This is a genomic window from Micromonospora sp. DT31 (genome assembly GCF_049841795.1).
Classification (GTDB): domain Bacteria; phylum Actinomycetota; class Actinomycetes; order Mycobacteriales; family Micromonosporaceae; genus Micromonospora.
Genome location: NZ_JBNCKZ010000013.1, coordinates 64,421 through 81,077 on the forward strand (window position 1 = coordinate 64,421; position 16,657 = coordinate 81,077).

Annotated in this window: 13 protein-coding genes; 5 read left to right on the forward strand and 8 right to left on the reverse strand. The window is 73.1% G+C overall.

Going from position 1 to position 16,657, the window contains the following annotated elements:
• Positions 1-7: 7 nt before the first annotated feature.
• From ACLQ2X_RS20810 to ACLQ2X_RS20830, 5 genes are all read right to left on the reverse strand, one after another.
• Positions 8-1,153, reverse strand: coding sequence for an MBL fold metallo-hydrolase (locus tag ACLQ2X_RS20810; RefSeq protein ID WP_425682737.1), 1,146 nt, complete (start codon positions 1,151-1,153; stop codon positions 8-10).
• An 86-nt stretch (positions 1,154-1,239) separates the two neighbouring features.
• A complete protein-coding gene (locus tag ACLQ2X_RS20815; RefSeq protein WP_425682738.1) occupies positions 1,240-2,175 on the reverse strand; it encodes an SDR family NAD(P)-dependent oxidoreductase in 936 nt (311 codons plus the stop codon).
• Positions 2,172-3,356 (reverse strand): zinc-dependent alcohol dehydrogenase, encoded by a 1,185-nt coding sequence (locus tag ACLQ2X_RS20820; protein ID WP_425682739.1) that lies wholly within the window; start codon positions 3,354-3,356, stop codon positions 2,172-2,174. The genes ACLQ2X_RS20815 and ACLQ2X_RS20820 overlap by 4 nt, the downstream gene beginning before the upstream one ends.
• A 68-nt stretch (positions 3,357-3,424) precedes the next feature.
• Positions 3,425-3,961 (reverse strand): molybdopterin cofactor-binding domain-containing protein, encoded by a 537-nt coding sequence (locus ACLQ2X_RS20825; protein WP_425682740.1) that lies wholly within the window; start codon positions 3,959-3,961, stop codon positions 3,425-3,427.
• A 98-nt stretch (positions 3,962-4,059) separates the two neighbouring features.
• On the reverse strand, positions 4,060-5,283 hold the full coding sequence (locus ACLQ2X_RS20830) for an oxygenase MpaB family protein (RefSeq protein ID WP_425682741.1): 1,224 nt from the start codon (positions 5,281-5,283) through the stop codon (positions 4,060-4,062).
• A 151-nt stretch (positions 5,284-5,434) separates the two neighbouring features.
• Between ACLQ2X_RS20830 and ACLQ2X_RS20835 the strand changes: the two genes are divergently transcribed.
• Positions 5,435-6,190: an SDR family NAD(P)-dependent oxidoreductase gene (locus ACLQ2X_RS20835; protein WP_425682742.1), complete on the forward strand. Its 756-nt coding sequence runs from the start codon at positions 5,435-5,437 to the stop codon at positions 6,188-6,190.
• Between the two features lie 209 nt (positions 6,191-6,399).
• The gene (locus ACLQ2X_RS20840) at positions 6,400-8,259 is read left to right on the forward strand and encodes an AMP-dependent synthetase/ligase (protein ID WP_425682743.1); all 1,860 of its coding nucleotides are present in this window, start codon (positions 6,400-6,402) and stop codon (positions 8,257-8,259) included.
• Here ACLQ2X_RS20840 and ACLQ2X_RS20845 read toward each other — a convergent pair.
• Positions 8,256-9,170 carry an oxygenase MpaB family protein gene (locus ACLQ2X_RS20845; protein ID WP_425682744.1) on the reverse strand — a complete coding sequence of 305 codons (915 nt, stop codon included), beginning with the start codon at positions 9,168-9,170 and terminating at the stop codon, positions 8,256-8,258. The genes ACLQ2X_RS20840 and ACLQ2X_RS20845 overlap by 4 nt on opposite strands.
• Before the next feature lie 152 nt (positions 9,171-9,322).
• Between ACLQ2X_RS20845 and ACLQ2X_RS20850 the strand changes: the two genes are divergently transcribed.
• Positions 9,323-10,540: an oxygenase MpaB family protein gene (locus tag ACLQ2X_RS20850; RefSeq protein WP_425682745.1), complete on the forward strand. Its 1,218-nt coding sequence runs from the start codon at positions 9,323-9,325 to the stop codon at positions 10,538-10,540.
• 2 nt (positions 10,541-10,542) lie between these two features.
• Here the strand turns inward: ACLQ2X_RS20850 and ACLQ2X_RS20855 are convergent, their stop codons facing one another.
• The gene (locus ACLQ2X_RS20855; protein WP_425682746.1) at positions 10,543-11,709 is read right to left on the reverse strand and encodes a TetR/AcrR family transcriptional regulator; all 1,167 of its coding nucleotides are present in this window, start codon (positions 11,707-11,709) and stop codon (positions 10,543-10,545) included.
• Between the two features lie 92 nt (positions 11,710-11,801).
• Positions 11,802-12,995, reverse strand: a complete 1,194-nt coding sequence (locus ACLQ2X_RS20860) for a TetR/AcrR family transcriptional regulator (protein WP_425682747.1) — start codon at positions 12,993-12,995, stop codon at positions 11,802-11,804.
• 183 nt (positions 12,996-13,178) lie between these two features.
• Here ACLQ2X_RS20860 and ACLQ2X_RS20865 point away from each other — a divergent pair, with 183 nt between their 5' ends.
• Complete coding sequence (locus ACLQ2X_RS20865) at positions 13,179-14,393, forward strand: acetyl-CoA C-acetyltransferase (protein ID WP_425682748.1); 1,215 nt, start codon at positions 13,179-13,181, stop codon at positions 14,391-14,393.
• Positions 14,394-14,403: 10 nt separating this feature from the next.
• Positions 14,404-16,551 carry a 3-hydroxyacyl-CoA dehydrogenase NAD-binding domain-containing protein gene (locus tag ACLQ2X_RS20870; RefSeq protein ID WP_425682749.1) on the forward strand — a complete coding sequence of 716 codons (2,148 nt, stop codon included), beginning with the start codon at positions 14,404-14,406 and terminating at the stop codon, positions 16,549-16,551.
• Positions 16,552-16,657 lie beyond the last annotated feature (106 nt).

Below are 16,657 nucleotides of genomic sequence, written 5' to 3' on the forward strand. Positions count from 1 at the left end.
GGTGCCCTCAGGCAACGGCCTGCCACCAGCCGTCCACCGCCGGCGGCTCGTCGACCACCACCCGTTCCCCGGGGCGGGGCACGGCCAGGCGCACGCCCCGGGCCTTCGCCTCGGCCCAGAGCCGGTCCACCGGCTCGGACCAGTCGTGCAGGGCCAGGTTGAAGGTGCCCCAGTGCACCGGCACCAGCAGGTCGCCGCGCACGTCGAGGTGGGCGGCGACCGCCTCCTCCGGGAACATGTGGATGTGCGGCCACGCCCGGTCGTACGCGCCGATCTGCATGAGCGTGACGTCGAACGGCCCGTGTGCGGCGCCGATCTCGGCGTAACCGGGGAAGTAGCCGGAGTCGCCGGTGTAGAAGAGCCGCCGGTGCGCGCCGGCGATCACCCAGGACGCCCAGAGCGTGCCGTCGCGGCGCAACCCGCGCCCGGAGAAGTGCTGCGCGGCGGTGGCGGTCAGGGTGATCCCGCCGACGCGGTGGCTCTCCGACCAGTCCAGCTCGACCACGCGCGCGGCGGGCACGCCCCACCGTTGCAGGTGGGCGCCGACGCCGAGCGGCACCACGAACGGCGCGGACTGGAGGTCCACCAGCCGGCGGACGGTCTCCATGTCCAGGTGGTCGTAGTGGTCGTGGGAGATCAGCACGGCGTCCAGCGGGGGCAGGTCGGCCAGCCGGACCGGCGGCTCGTGCAGGCGCCGGGGGCCGACGAGCGCCGACGGGGAGCACCTGTCGCTCCACACCGGGTCGAGCAGCACCCGGTGACCCTCGATCTCGACGAGCGTGGAGGCGTGGCCGTACCAGACGACGTTCAGTGCGCGGGCCGGGTCGGTGGCCGGTGGCGCGGTCGGGCGCAGCAGGGGCACCGGGCTGCCCGGCCGCCGCTTCTGCTTGCCGAAGAGCAGCTCGCGGAGCAGGTTGCGGCCCGGGTCGGCGACCATGGTGGCACTGGCGCCGGCCGGGTTGTGGAACGTGCCGTCGCGGAAGCGCGGCGACCGGGCCGCCCGTTGCGCCCGCTCGCCGGTGAGTCGGCCGCCGAGCTGGGCCGGCACGTCCCGCGCCGCCCATGCCAGCCCGGCCACGGCGGCCAGCCCGGCGATCCGCCACAGCCGGCCGCTGCCGCCGACGCCCGCCTCGTGTCCTGATGATCCCCGCATGTCCGTCCCTCCGCCGTGTCCCGCCGTACACGGTAGTCACCCGCGCGCCGCGACGCCCACGCCCGGGACGGTCCCGCCGGTGTGGGTCAGACCACCCGGCGGCGCAGCGCCGACGCCGCCGTCGCGCCCGCCGACCGCAACGCCCGGGGCACGTCGGGCAGCCAGCCGCCCCGGACCGCCTCGCCGGCCGGGTTGGGCGCGAACACGATGCCCTCGTGCGCGGCGACCGGCTGGCGGCTCAGCCCGGCGAGCCGCATCAGCGGGCCGACCAGCACGTCGTACATCCCGGGCAGGACGGTGAAGCCGAACCGCATGATCAGGTTGAGCCGGCCGACGGACAGCTCCCGGCGAGGTCGGTCCAGGAGATGGGCGATGGCGCGGGCCACCCGTTCCGGGCCGGCGACCGGCGGCGGGGGCCGGCCGATCCGGCCCAGGTAGTTGGCCGCCTGCCGGTAGACGGGCGTGTCCACGCTGCCCGGGTTGACCAGGCAGATCGCCACGCCGGGGGTTTCCCGGGCCTCCTGCTGCAACGTGCGGGCCAGGCCCTGCAGGCCCCACTTGGCGGTCACGTACCCGCTCATGTAGGGCGCGGTGATGTGCCCGAGCACCGAGCCGGTGAGCACCAGCGTGCCGCCACCGTCGGCGCGGAACCGGCGCAGCGCCTCCCGGGCCACTCCGGCGGTGCCCAGCAGGTCGGTGCGGACCACCTGCTCGAACACCTCGGCCGGGGTCTCGTCGAAGCGGCCGTAGGACATCACCGCCGCGGTGTGCACCCAGGCGTCGATGCGGCCGAACTCGGCCCGCGCGGCGTCGGCCAGCGCGGTCACCGCACCGGGCGCGGTGACGTCCGTGGGCACGGCCAGCGCCCGCGCGCCGGCCGCCCGGCACTCGTCGCGCACCTCGTCCAGGGTGGTGGGGGAGCGGGCCGCGAGGACCAGCTGGGCCCCGCGGCCCGCCAGCTCCAGGGCGGTCGCCCGGCCGATCCCGCTGGTCGCGCCGGTGACGACCACCGTGCGGGTCACGGTGCCAGCACGACCTTGACGCAGCCGTCCTCCTTCTTCTGGAACATCTCGTACGCGTGCGGCGCCTCGGTCAGCGGCAGCCGGTGGGTCCGCAGGTCCTCGACGCCCAGCGGGTCGTCGTCGCGTTCCAGCAGCGGGATGATGTCGTCCACCCAGCGCCGCACGTGACACTGGCCCATCCGCAGCTGGATGCCCCGGTCGAACATCTCCATCAACGGCATCGGGTCCTGCTCGCCGCCGTACACCCCGGAGATGGACACGGTGCCCCCACGCCGGACCGCCTTGAGCGCGGCGTGCAGCACGACAAGGCGGTCCACGCCGGCCTTGTCGGTCATCGCCTGGGCCAGCTTGTCCGGCAGCAGGCCGGCGGCGGTCTGCGCCAGCTTGCCCAGCGGCGCGCCGTGCGCCTCCATCCCGACCGCGTCGATCACCGCGTCCGGGCCGCGCCCGTCGACCAGGTCGATGAGCGCCCCGGGCACGTCGTCGAGCTGGCTGACGTCGAGCACCTCGATGCCGTGCCGGCGGGCCATCTCCAGCCGCTCCGGCACCAGGTCCAGCCCGATCACCCGGCCGGCGCCCAGGTGGCGGCCGATCCGGGCGGAGAACTGCCCGACCGGGCCGAGGCCGAACACGGCGAGCGTGCCGCCGGGCGGGGTGTCCGCGTACCTCACCGCCTGCCAGGCGGTGGGCAGGATGTCGGACAGGTAGAGCCAGCGCTCGTCGGGGCCGGTGTCCGGGACCTTGATCGGGCCGAACTGGGCCTGCGGCACCCGCAGGTACTCGGCCTGGCCGCCGGGGACCGAGCCGTACAGCGAGGTGTAGCCGAACAGCGACGCGCCCTTGCCCTGGCTGGTCACCTGCGTGGTCTCGCACTGCGCGTAGAGCTGCCGCTCGCACATCCAGCAGGAGCCGCAGGAGATGTTGAACGGGATGACCACCCGGTCGCCCTTCCTGAGCCGGGTGACCCCGGACCCGACCTCCTCGACGACGCCCATCGGCTCGTGCCCGAGGATGTCGCCGGGCTTCAGGTACGGGCCGAGCACCTCGTACAGGTGCAGGTCGGAGCCGCAGATGGCGGTCGAGGTGATCCGGACGATCGCGTCGGTCGGCTCGTCGATCCGCGGATCGGGGACGTCCTCGACCCGAACGTCCCGTTTGCCGTGCCAGGTGAGTGCCTTCATGCCTGCCTGTCCCCTCTCCGGTGCCGTCCATGGGACTGCTACCCGCGAGGCGGCACTTGAACCGGCGCTCACCGGGGCGGCAGGTCGACCGCCACCGCCACGGTGGTCGTGCTGGCGGCGGGGGTGGCGAGGGTGCCGATGTCGAGGCTCCGGCCGGCGCCGTCGGTGACCACGCCGGCGGACAGCCGCAGGCCGGCGACGGGCACGCCGAGCGTGGCCGACCCCACCTCCAGCAGCCGCCGGCGGACCACGGCCACGGCCACCCGGACGGGGGTACGGGTGAAGGAGGTCGCGCGGCACACCGTCTCGGGGCGGGCGTGGGTCGGCGGGACCCGGACCCGTCCCCGCGGCAGTGACAGTTCCTCGGCGATCAGCTCGGCGGTCGAGCCGGCGTCGGCCTGCCCCACCCGGTCCGGCGGCAACACGAACGACACGGTGCCGTCCGGGGCCACCTCCACCGATATCAGTTCCGAAGCCGGCAGGGCGGTCGCGGTCATGATCTCGTCGAGGCCGAGCAGCCCGGCCACACCCGGCGAGGGCAGCCGGGCCGCCGGGTACGACACCGCGAGTTCGGCCGCGGTCACGAGGACCGGGGCGGCCAGCACGTACCCGAGGAAGCGCGGGCCGGGTGCGGGCGTGGTGCCTCGCCGGGTGCGCCCGGCAGCCGGGGACGCGACGCCGGCCCCCGGCTGCGGGGTGGTGATCAGAGCTCGCGGTTGCCGAGTGGGATCTCGATGCTGATCGACTGTCCTTCGGAGAGGAAGAGCAGGGCCAGCTTGCGCAGGAACTCGTCGAAGAGCCAGTAGCACTCCGGTGCGAGGGGGAGCGGGAGCAGCGCCTCCCGGACCGCGACGAACGGCCCCCAGGACGTCCGCAGCAGCGTGTCCCAGAGCAGGTCGCGGGGGATCTCCAGCCAGTTGGCGATCTGGTTGCCGAGCAGGAACCGGGTGAACGAGCCGAGGATGGGTTTGCTCAGCAGGCCGGCGTCGATCTCCTTGCCGAGGCCGAGCAGGATGTCCGCCAGGGCGTTGCCCTCGCGGGTGGGCGCGAGGACCGGGTCGAGGACCTCGCTGGCCTGCGCGTTGGCCTCGCTCCACGTGGCGGGGATGTACTCGTCCCGGATGCCGAGCATGTGGGCGGCCACCTGCCACAGGTGCAGGAAGGCGGTCGACTCGGCGGCCGGGATCGGCACCCGCCAGTCGGTCAGCTTCCGCATGACCGTGGTCGGCAGGCTGTGCCAGGTGACCATCAGGTCCCGCTGGCTGATCGGGATGTCCTCGGGCGCGACGTCGGCCCAGTCCGGCGACTGCGGCAGGAGGTGGCGCACGCCCGCGTGCGCCAGCCGGGTCTTGACGGCGGTCACGATCATCGAGCCGTCGGGCTGGTAGGCGTTGGCCGTGCCGATGTCGTACCCGAGCTTGGCGGTCTTGGAGATGCGGTCCTTCATGTCCGCGCCGCCCTTGGAGTAGTAGACGGCGCGTGCCTCCTTCGGGATGACGGTGCTCATCATGCCGCTGGCCAGGCCGTACAGCACGCCGAGATAGAGGCCGCGCTTCTCGTTGAAGCGCACGGCGGTGGCCAGCTTGCCCGGGTCGGCCCAGGACGGGAGCACCCGCGCGCGTTCGATGAACTGGCGTACGTCGGTGGGCAGGCCGGCCGGCAGCGGCTGGCCGTTCTTCGTCCACGTCCGGAGCAGGTGGTTGACCAGGGGTGCGTCCCCCCGGTCCAGCAGCGAGGCGACCAGGGGGTCGGCCTCCTCGTCCCACACCCATCGTGGGTCCACGCCGGCGCCCGCGCCGGCCACCGAGCCCGTGGGGGACCAGTTCCACACCGACCCGGCCTGCGCCGGGCTGGCGGCGCCGAGCGCGCCGAGCGCGCCCAGTGCGCCGCCGACCTGCAACATCCTGCGTCTGCTGAGTGGTTCCACGTCGTACTCCTCGCCGGTCGAGGCCATTGATACGGTGAAACAAACAATGCTTCCGTGTATCACATGAGAGCACGTGGTCACGGCCTCCACAAGGCTCACGACGACATCCATCTATGTTCGGTACGGCATCCACGACGGAGAGGAACACGTGATGGAGCAGCTAGCCGGCAAGGTCGCCTGGGTGACGGGCGCCGGTCAGGGCGTCGGAGCGGCGGTCGCCGAGGGCCTGGCGCGGGCCGGCGCCTCGGTGATCCTGCAGTCGCGCCGGGTCGACGCGCTGCACGCGGTGCGGGACGGGATCGTCGCGGCCGGTGGCGCGGCCGAGGTGGTCGCCGGTGACGTGGTCGACGAATCCGTGGCCGACGCGGTGGTGGCGTTGGCCCGGCGGCGGTGGGGCCGGGTGGACGTCCTGGTCAACAACGCCGGGATCAGTCCGGCGCTGTGTCGCAGCGAGCGGCTGAGCGTGGCGGACTGGCAGCGGGTGATCGACACGAACCTGACCGGGGCGTTCGTCTGCGCCCGTGCCGCCGGGGCGGTCATGGTCGAGCAGGGCGCGGGCAGCATCGTCAACATGTCCTCGGTGCACGGCCAGGTCGGCTTTCCGCGGCTGGCCGCGTACAGCGCCAGCAAGGGTGGGGTCGAGCAGCTCACCCGGACGCTGGCGCTGGAGTGGGCGGCTGCCGGGGTGCGGGTCAACGCGGTCGCACCCGGCTACCTGGAGACCGCGATGACCGCGGGTCTGCGCCACCACGACGAGTGGTCGAGGCGGCTGCGCGAGCGGATCCCGATGGGCCGGTTCGGCAGGCCGGACGAGGTGGTCGGCGCGGTCGTGTTCCTCGCCTCGGACGCGGCCGGCTACGTCACCGGCAGCGTGCTGCACGTCGACGGCGGCTGGACCGCGCAGTGACCCGGCGGCCGTGCCCCGGTTAGTCCCGGTTCTCCTTCCGCCGGCATCCGAAATGCCGATCAGCCCGCCGTCCTGATCGATCCTTCCCAGGAAGTTAACCCTCGTTTACAGTGCTCGCAACAGGCTGGGGACCCTCGACGGCACTGCGGCGAGGGCGCGCCGGCCACACCGGCCACCACCAGGCCCGGTCCCGGTCGAAGGAGTAGCCCATGGAGCCCGCCGACGCCCTTGCCGAACACTGCGCCACGACAGCAGAGGGCCTGACCGTCCCCGCCCTCCTGCACCGCAACGCCACCGAGTTCGCCGACCTGCCGGCGCTGACCACACTGGACCGCGACGACACCCGCACGTGGTCGGTCCTGCGCGACGAGGTCGCCGAGGTGTCCGGCGGCTTGGCCGAGATCGGCCTGAAGCCGGGCCGCCACCTGCTGATCATGATGTCGAGCCGGCCGGAGCACTGGCTCGTCGACCTCGCCGCGGTCCACCTGGGCGCGGTGCCGTCCACGATCTATCCGACCCTGAGCACCGAGCAGATGCGCTACCTGGCGCGGCACTGCGACGCCCAGGTGCTCGTGCTGGAGGGGGCCGCCGACCTGGAGCGCTGGCGCCCGATCCTGCCGGACCTGCCGGGCCTGCGCCGCGTCGTGGTGGTCGACGCGGTCGACCCCGGCGGGTCGGGCCCGGAGATCGTGCCGCTGGCGCGGGTACGCGAACTCGGGCGGGCCGCACACCGGACCGACCCGGACGCCTTCGAACGGCGCTGGCGCGCGGTCCGCCCCGACCAGCCGGTGACGCTGCTGTACACGTCCGGGACGACCGGCGACCCGAAGGGCGTCGTGCTCAGCCACCACAACGTGATCTACCAGGCGGTGTCCCTCGACGCGCTGGTGCCGGTGCCCGCGCACGCACCGTCGGTGGCCTACCTGCCGCTGGCCCACATCGCCGAGCGGTTCCTCGGCATCTACAACCCGATCTACCGGGCCGGTCACGTGACCATCTGCCCCGACGCCCGGCAACTCGTCGCGGCCCTGCGCGCGGTCACCCCCGCCTCGTTCTTCGGCGTGCCCCGGGTCTGGGAGAAGATGGCGGCCGGGGTGCAGGCCCACCTGTCCACCGTGGAGCCGGCGGTGCGCGCCGCCTTCGAGGCCGCGAGCGCCACGGCACTGGAGGCGTACGAGCTGCGCGCGGCGGGCCGGCCCGTGCCCGACGAGCTGGCCGCCCGCCTGGCCGAGGCGCAGGCCACCGTGCTGCGGCCGATCCAGTCCACGTTGGGCCTGCAGAACATGGTCTGGGCCGGCAGCGGCGCCGCCCCGATCCCGGTGGACGTGCTGCGCTTCCTCGCCGGGCTCGGCGTCGACGTGCTCGAGGTGTGGGGCCTGACCGAGACCACCGGCACCGCCACCATCAACACCCGGGAACGGTTCCGCACCGGCACCGTCGGCCAACCGCACGTGGGCATGGAGATTCGCCTCGCCGAGGACGGGGAGGTGCTGGTGCGCGGGCCGCTGGTCTGCTCCGGCTACCTGCGTGGCGACGGTGGCGTCGAGCCGGTCGTCGGCGCGGACGGTTGGCTGGCCACCGGCGACGTCGGCGCGATCGACCCCGACGGCTTCCTGACCATCACCGACCGCAAGAAGGAACTCATCATCACCTCCAGCGGCAAGAACATCTCCCCGGCGCAGGTCGAGGGGCTGCTGCGGGCGCATCCGCTGATCGGGCAGGCGGTCGCGATCGGCGACCGGCGGCCGTACGTCACGGCCCTGATCGTGTTGGACGAGGAGGTGGCGCCGCAGTGGGCGCGGTCCCGCGGCATCGACGACACGCAGCTCTCCGCCCTGGCGTCGGACCCGCTGGTGCTCGCGGAGATCCGGGCCGCCGTCGACCGGGCCAACGCCCGGCTGGCCCGCCCGGAACAGGTCAAGACGTTCCAGGTGCTGCCGTCGAGCTGGACACCGGAGTCCGGTGAGCTGACCCCCACCCTGAAGCTGCGGCGTCGCGTCATCGTCGACCGGTACGGTGACGACATCGACGCCCTCTACCAGAGCGCGGTGGAGCCCGCCGGCCGTTAGCGCCCCGGGTCGTCCGGCGGGCCGGCCGGCCACGTCGGGTCGAGGTCGGGCGGTGGTGGTGGCGCGCCCAGGTCGGTGGGCTCGTACCCGACGGGGTAGCCGGGGTAACTGCGGTTGCCCGGGTCGCGGGTCAACCGGCTGGTGGTGCGCGGCGGCATCAGCCGCACCGCCGCCGCCCGGGCGCGCAGTCCGCCGGTGAGCGCCGTCGACAGCCAGCGCGGCGCGGCCGGTAGGCCGAAGGCGGCGCGCATCTCGGCGGGCAGCAGCGCGAGCACGCCGAGTCGCGCGGCGCGGCGCAGCGGCGCCGGGTACCAGGACGCGAACAGGTCCAGGGTGTACGCCCCGACGCGCTCGTTGCTCGGCGCGTGCCGGAAGGTGGCGTGCTCGTACTCGCATTTGAGGTCGTGGAACGCGGCGAAGTCGTCGGGCACGTCGCGGATGCCCATCCGCGCGCCGATCGCCCGGTAGTAGTGGAACGCGGCCAGCCGCTCGTGCTCGTGCGGCCGTCGCCATCCGAACCGGTCCAGCCACTCGATCGGCTCGTAGACGAACGTGGACAGCACGTAGCGCATGTCGTCGTTGGAGATCGCGTACCGGCGGTGTGCCAGGTTGATGACCTTCAGCGCCTGCCGGCCGCGCGGCGTGTCGTACCCGTGCTCGGCCATCTCGGCCATCAGCAGCGCGGTGTCGTCGTAGCGCTGCTGCGGACGCCGCCGGAACTCGCCGGTCGCGTCGAGCAGCGCGGAGATGCTCGGTACGCAGTACGTGCGCAGCAGCGCGAGTTCCAGCGCGCGCTGGTAGTCGAAGGGGAACTCGTAGCCGATCGAGATCCGGTAGATCTCCTGGTGGTCGCGGACGGGATCGAGGGTCTCGATGCGACGCAACCAGCGGTACCGCCTGCCACCCGCCATCGCGGCCACCTCCCGGACACACTCTTGCCGACCCAGTCAAGCTCCTCTATGTTAATAGAAAATCACACGCCCGGATAACTCGAAACCCGCCTGTGGTGTGCTCACAGGCCGGTCCTCAGGGCGATGTCCGGCTCACCCGGGAAGTGGTGCGAATGGAGAATCTCAGTAGAAGAAGCGTCCTGACGCTCGGCGCGGCGCTGGGGCTGGTGGCCGCGACCGACGTGCCGAAGGCATGGGCGTGGTCGTCGTCCGGTTCGATCGCCGGCACCGACTCGGTCACCGACCCGTGGGACGTCTGGGACGACGCCACCGACCCGCTCCTCGTCTCGCTGCTGCAGGCCGGCCAGGTCCCGGCCGTCAACACCGCGTTCGCCTCCTGGATCCGCAACGGCGACCCGCTGCCCAGCGGCGTGCCCGCCGCGCTCACCACCTACCTGCGCAGCGTCAACACCCTGCCGTCCTGGGCCGACCAGGCCAAACTGGACCGGGCGGCCCAGTTCAACAAGCGCATGAGCATGTACCTGTTCCTGCTGTACGGCCTGGGCAGCGGCATCATGAGCACGGTGATCCCGCGCGAGGCCCGCAACGTCTACTGGTCCGAGGGCGGCGCCGACATGAAGGCGCGGGCGGCCAAGACCTTCACCTACGGGTACGACCTGAGCGCGCCCGACGCGTTCAAGGCCACCGGCAGCTTCGTGGTCACCTCGCACAAGACGCGCCTGACCCACGCGGCGGTGCGGCACCTGCTGCCACAGTCCGCGGCGTGGCGCGGCGTCACCGACCACCCGATCCCGATCAGCAACGGCGACATCCTGATCACCTTCCACAGCCTCGGCACGTACGTGCACCGCAAGCTGCTCGACTGGCGTCGCTGGGGACTGCGGATGTCGGCCGCGGAGGAGGAGGCCTACCTGCACATGTGGCAGGTCGCCCTGCACCTGCTGGGCGTGCGGGACGAGTTCATCCCGAAGAGCTGGGCCGCCGCCGAGGAACAGTCGCGGTACGCGTTGACCCCGCTGCTGGCCCCGACGCGCGAGGGCATCGACCTGGCCGACGTCCTGCTGAACCTGACGTCCTCTGTCGACCTGGGCGTCACCCGGGGATTCCAGCGTGAGTTCGCGCGCTACGTGCTCAGCGACAAGATCGGCGACTGGCTGCGACTGCCCCGCGACTACGTCTCACGCGGGATCATCGAGGTCGGCTGGCCCACGTACGTCATGTTCCGCGAAGGGCTGTCGCCGATCATGCCGGAGACCTTCGGGCTGTTCGACCGGTTCATCCGCGGCCTGGCGATGTTGTTCCTCAACAACGGCACCTCGGCCAGCCACACCCCGATCACCATTCCGACCATCAACCGTCCGGGTGCGTGAACCTACCCCGGGACCAGGGCGCGGGTGACCAGGGCGGTCACCGCGTCCCGATGGCCGGGCGTGTCCTGCCAGCGCAGGGCCCGCCCGGCCTCGACCACCACACCGAACCCGGCGTGGACCAGCAGCCGGGCCTGTCGCCGGTCCAGCTCGGGCCGGAGCGTGCGCACCTGCTGCTCCCAGACCGCGATGTGCTCGCGCTGCGCGACCACAAGCGGGCGCCGCACGTCGGCGGGCAGGCTGGCGACCTCGGCCTCGGCCACGCTGTTGAGGGTGTTGTGCTCGAAGCAGTGGGCCACGTAGGCCGCGGCCAGCGCGACAAGCGCCTCATGCGGATCGGTCGCCCGGTGCAGGCTGCGTTCCACCGCCTGGGCCAGCAGCCCCGCCGCCTGGAGGCAGGCGGCGACCAGGATGTCGACCTTGCCGGGGTAGTGCCGGTAGATCGCCGACGGGGCGAGCCCCACCGCCTGCGCGATCTGCGCGTTCGTGACGTTGGCGAACCCCTCCCGGGCGAACAGCGGCACCGCCGCCGCGAGGATCTCCGCACGTCGGGTCCGTGGCACCGGCGGGGTGGGCAGGTCGACGCGCTCCGCGGTGCCCGGGGTGGCCGTCGGATCGGTCGCGACCACGCGCATGGCCGAGGCCAGCACCAGTTCCTCGATCCGGCGTTGGGCGATCGTGGTGTGGTGCATGGTGACGGACCCGATCACCCCGAGCGCCGCCACGGCCCGCAGGTGCTCCTCGGGCAGCGGGAACTCCCGTCGGGCCAACTCGACGACGCGCCCCACGACGCGGGCGAACTTCGCCCGCAGCAGGTGGCGGTCGGCGCGTTGCAGATAGCGGGCCTCCCACCGGTAGAGACCGCCCGACGCGCGGTGCGCCACGGTGACCCGGGTGAGGGCGAGCAGCACGTCCGTCGACGCCGCGTCGGGCGGGCACCCGTCGATGACCTCGACGAGGTTGTCCGCCATGACGGTGGCGCACGCGGCGAACAACGCGTACTTGTTCGGAAAGTGCCGGTAGAGGGCAGGCGCGCTGATCCCGACGGCCGCCGCGATGTCCTCCATCGACGCCCCGTGGTAGCCGCGCTCGCTGAACACCTGCCCGGCCGCCCCGACGATGCTCTGCCTGCGGTTGCGTGGCCGGGTCGCCGCGGTCGGCCCCGCGGTCACCGGGCCACCCGGTCGGGCGCGGGCGGGGACAGCACCATGCGTGTCAGTCAATCACAGCGCCACCGCCGCTCCCGCCCGTGCCGGCCCGGCGTTCAGGCGTGCACCACCGCCAGGGCGAGCCGGGCCGTCTGGGCGTCGTAGCCCTCGGCGCGGTCGAAACGGCCGAGCCGGCCGATGTCGGTGACGACGTTGAGCGCGGCGTGCACGAGCACACGGGCGTCCGCGACCGGCAGGCCCGGTCGTACGGCCCGCAGCAGGCGCACCCACTCCTCGACGTGCGACCGTTGCGCACCGCGCAGCTCGTGCCGATCCTGGTCCGGCAGGTTGTTGTTCTCGGCCAGGTAGACCGCGACGAGGTCACTCTGCCCGAACGCGAAGGCGACGTAGGCGCGTACCACCCGGTGCAGCGCGTCGGCCGCGTCGCTCGCCTCGGCGATGGCCGTGGTGGTGGCGCCGGCGAGCCGGTCGGTGGCCCGGTAGTAGGCGGCGGCCAGCAGGTCGGCCTTGCTGGGGAAGTACCGGTAGACGCTCGATGCCTGCATGCCGGCGGCGCGACCGATGTCCTCGACCGCGACGGCGTGGTAGCCGTGCCTGTGGAACAGGCGGATGGCCTCGATCAGCAGCAGTTCGCGGCGGGCCGCCGGGCGTACCGGCGCCTCGGCCGGGGCGGCGCGGGCCGGGGCCGGCAACCCGGGCGCGTCGGCCCGCAGCAGGGTCCGGGCGACCCGGGTGAGCAGGTGTTCGACGTCGGCGCCGGTGGTCGGCGCGCGGTACGTGGTCACGCTGCCGAAAGCGCTCAGCGCCGCGTTGACCAGCAGTTGCGCCTGCTCGACGGACAGCTCGGGCCGCAGCTCGCGCAGCGGCCCGGCGAGACGGTCGACGAGCGTGGACAGCGTCGCGGCGAACTCCCGCCGGTGCTCGGGCGTGAGATAGCGGCCCTCCCACTGGTAGAGCCCGGCGACGCGTCGTTTGCTCACCACGACCGCGGCGAGCGTGCGCAGCATCTCGTCCAGCCGGCCCTCGGTGGTGTGCGACACCGGGTCGGCCGTCGCGGCGAGCAGCGCGCCGGCGACCTCGCGGGTGGCGTGCACGAGGATCGCGTACTTGTTCGGGAAGTGCCGGTAGACCGCGGGCCCGCTGATGCCGACGGCGGCGGCGATCTCGTCGACCGACACCCCGTGGTAGCCCCGCTCGCCGAACAGTTCGGCGCCGGCCAGCGCGATGCGGTTCCTGCGGTCCTTGGGGCGTCTGGTCGGCGCGGCGTCGCCGCTCACTGCTTGTGGCACGCGTACACGTTAGCGCCGCCTCGCCGCGCCGACGTGCCGATCCGCGCCCGCGCGTGGTGTCGGTGGTGGGCAGGACCTGAGGCAGGACCGGTACTTCCGGTGCCGGCGTTCCTTGACAATGGGCGGCGCGGTCCCTGAAAGTTAGGCGAAATTCGCATGCCGGTGGCAACGAGGAGCGTGGCCGTGACGACCGAGGCGTTCATCTACGAGGCGCTGCGCACACCGCGCGGGCGGGGCAGGCCGAGCGGTTCCCTGTACGGGGTCAAACCGGTTTCCCTCGTCACCGGCCTGATCGAGGAGACCCTGCGGCGGATGCCCGGCCTCGACCCGGCGCTGATCGACGACCTCGTGCTCGGAGTGGTCTCCCCGCTGGGCGAGCAGGGTGGTGACATCGCCCGGACCGCCGCCGTCGCCGCCGGGCTGCCCGACACGGTGGCCGGTGTCCAACTCAACCGCTTCTGCGCCTCCGGCCTGGAGGCGGTGAACACGGCCGCCCAGAAGGTGCGCTCGGGCTGGGAGACGCTCGTCCTGGCCGGCGGCGTCGAATCGATGTCCCGGGTGCCGATGGGCTCCGACGGCGGGGCGTGGGCGCTGGACCCGGAGACCAACTTCGCCACCGGCTTCGTGCCGCAGGGCATCAGCGCCGACCTCATCGCCACCATGGCGGGCCACGACCGGGAGACGGTCGACGGCTACGCGTTGCGGTCGCAGTCCCGGGCCGCCAAGGCGTGGGCCAACGGCTACTTCAACCGCTCGGTCGTACCGGTGCGCGACCGCAACGGGACCGTCCTGCTCGACCGCGACGAGCACATCCGCCCGGACGCCACCGCGGAAGGGCTGGCCGCGTTGCGGCCGGCCTTCGCCGCGCTCGGTGAGCAGGGCGGCTTCGACGCGGTCGCGTTGCAGAAATACCACTGGGTCGAGCGCATCGACCACGTGCACACGGCGGGCAACTCGTCCGGCATCGTCGACGGCGCCTCCCTGGTGGCCGTCGGCAGCGAGGCGGTCGGCACGGCGGCCGGCCTCACCCCGCGGGCGCGCGTCGTCGCCACCGCGATCAGCGGCGCCGAGCCGACGATCATGCTCACCGGCCCGGCGCCGGCGGCCCGCAAGGCGCTGGCCAAGGCGGGCCTCGACGTTACCGACCTCGACCTGGTGGAGATCAACGAGGCGTTCGCGTCCGTGGTCCTGCGGTTCGTCGCCGACCTGGGCCTGGACCCGGACATCGTCAACGTCAACGGCGGCGCCATCGCGATGGGGCACCCGCTGGGCGCCACCGGCGCGATGATCCTCGGCACCCTCCTGGACGAGCTGGAACGCCGTGGCGGCCGCTACGGCCTGGCCACGCTCTGCGCCGGCGGCGGCATGGGCATCGCGACCGTCATCGAACGAATCTGAGGAGCCACGAATGGTCAACACGATCCGGTGGGAGCGCGGCGACGACGGCGTCGTCCTGCTCACCCTCGACCACCCCGGGCGCTCGGCGAACGTGATGAACGAGGAGTTCACCGCCAGCCTCACCGCCGTCGTGGACCGGCTCGAGGCCGAGCGTGAGCAGATCACCGGAGTGATCGTCACCTCCGCCAAGAAGACGTTCTTCGCCGGTGGGGACCTGGCCGCGCTGGTGCGGCTCACCCCGGCCGACGCCGAAGCGTTCGAAGCCGGGACGCGACTGCTCAAGAGCACCGTGCGTCGACTGGAGACACTCGGCCGCCCGGTGGTCGCCGCGATCAACGGTTCGGCCCTCGGCGGGGGACTGGAACTCGCCCTCGCCTGCCACCGGCGCATCGTGCGCGACGACCCGAGCATCGAGATCGGGTTTCCCGAGGTCACGCTCGGGCTGCTGCCCGGCTGCGGTGGCGTCGTGCGTACCGTGCGGCTGCGGGGCGTGGTGGACGCGCTGACCAACTGGCTGCTGCGCGGCCAGCGGCACCGACCGCAGGCCGCGCTCGCGCACGGGCTGGTCGACGAACTCGCCGCCGACGAGGCGGGCCTGATGGCCGCCGCCCGGGCCTGGATCGCCGCGCACCCGGACGCGGCGCAGCCGTACGACCGCGAGGGGTACCGGATGCCCGGCGGCACCCCGGCCAGTCCCGCGCTCGCCGCCCAGCTACCGGCCATGCCGGCGCTGCTGCGCAAACAGCTCAAGGGTGCGCCGTACCCGGCGCCGCGCGCCATCCTCGCCGCCGCCGTGGAAGGCGCGCAGGTCGACCTGGACACCGCCCTGGCCATCGAGGGGCGGTACTTCACCGAGCTGGCCACCGGCCAGATCTCCACCAACATGATCAAAGCGCTCTTCTTCGACCTGCAGGCCGCCCGCTCCCGCGACGTCGGTGACGGGCACCGGCCCCTCGACCGGGTCGCGGTCGTCGGCGCGGGCATGATGGGCGCCGCCATCGCCTACGTCTGCGCCCGGGCCGGAATGCACGTGGTGCTCAAGGACGTGACCGTCGAGGGGGCGCTGCGTGGCCGGGCCTACTCGGAGGGTCTGCTGGACAAGGCGGTGGCCCGGGGCAGGACCACGCCGGGGGAGCGGGACGCGACCCTGGGCCGCATCCACGCCACCGGCGATTCCGCCGACCTCGCCGGGGTCGACCTCGTCATCGAGGCGGTCTTCGAGGACCCCGCGCTCAAGCACAAGGTGTACGCCGAGATCGAGCAGGTCGCACCGGAGGCGCTCATCGCCTCCAACACCTCCACCCTGCCGATCACCGTGCTCGCCGAGGGGGTCAGCCGACCGGAGACCTTCATCGGGCTGCACTTCTTCTCCCCGGTGGACAAGATGCCGCTGGTCGAGGTGATCCGTGGGGAGCGGACCGACGAGGCCACGCTGCAACGCGCCCTGGGCGTCGTCCGCCGGCTGCGCAAGACACCCATCGTGGTGAACGACAGTCGTGGCTTCTTCACCAGCCGGGTGATCGGGACGTTCACCAACGAGGGCGTGGCGATGCTGGCCGAGGGCATTCCGGCGGCCACCATCGAGCAGGCCAGCAGCCAGGCGGGATATCCCGCGCCGGTGTTGGCCCTGATGGACGAGTTGACCCTCACCCTGCCCCGCCGGATCCGGCGGGAGACCCGGGCGGCGATCGTGGCCGCCGGCGGGACCTGGCGGCCGCACGCCGCCGACGGGGTCATCGACCGGATGATCGACGAGTACGGCCGCACCGGCCGCTCGGGCGGCGCCGGCTTCTACGACTACCGTGACGGTAGGCGGGTCGGGCTGTGGCCGGGACTGGCGGAGGCCTTCGGCGGTGCCGATCTCGACGTGCCGTTCGACGACCTCAAGGAGCGGATGCTCGTCATCGAGGCGATCGAGGCGGTGCGGTGCCTCGACGAGGGGGTGCTGACGTCGGTGGCCGACGCGAACGTCGGCTCGATCCTCGGCATCGGCTATCCGAGCTGGACCGGTGGGGTCCTGCAGTACGTCAACCAGTACGGCGGCGGGCTGCCGGGCTTCGTCGCCCGCGCGCGGGTGCTCGCCGAGCGCTACGGCGAGCGGTTCGACCCGCCAGCCGTGCTGGTGGCGATGGCCGAGCGGGGCGAACGGTTCGAGTAGGTCGCGCGCCGACGAGCAGCGCGGGCGTGGCCCCCGGCCCCCGGGGGCCCCCCCCCCCCGCGCCGCAGGCCAACCGCGGGGGCCACCCCCACGTCCGGGCGCTGAA

Excerpts from the sequence above, each read along its gene's own strand:
- ACLQ2X_RS20840 (WP_425682743.1), top strand. The coding sequence starts at position 6,400 with ATGGAGCCCGCCGACGCCCTTGCCGAACACTGCGCCACGACAGCAGAG.
- ACLQ2X_RS20835 (WP_425682742.1), top strand. The coding sequence starts at position 5,435 with ATGGAGCAGCTAGCCGGCAAGGTCGCCTGGGTGACGGGCGCCGGTCAG.
- ACLQ2X_RS20820 (WP_425682739.1), bottom strand. The coding sequence starts at position 3,356 with ATGAAGGCACTCACCTGGCACGGCAAACGGGACGTTCGGGTCGAGGAC.
- ACLQ2X_RS20850 (WP_425682745.1), top strand. The coding sequence starts at position 9,323 with ATGGAGAATCTCAGTAGAAGAAGCGTCCTGACGCTCGGCGCGGCGCTG.
- ACLQ2X_RS20870 (WP_425682749.1), top strand. The coding sequence starts at position 14,404 with ATGGTCAACACGATCCGGTGGGAGCGCGGCGACGACGGCGTCGTCCTG.
- ACLQ2X_RS20845 (WP_425682744.1), bottom strand. The coding sequence starts at position 9,170 with ATGGCGGGTGGCAGGCGGTACCGCTGGTTGCGTCGCATCGAGACCCTC.
- ACLQ2X_RS20810 (WP_425682737.1), bottom strand. The coding sequence starts at position 1,153 with ATGCGGGGATCATCAGGACACGAGGCGGGCGTCGGCGGCAGCGGCCGG.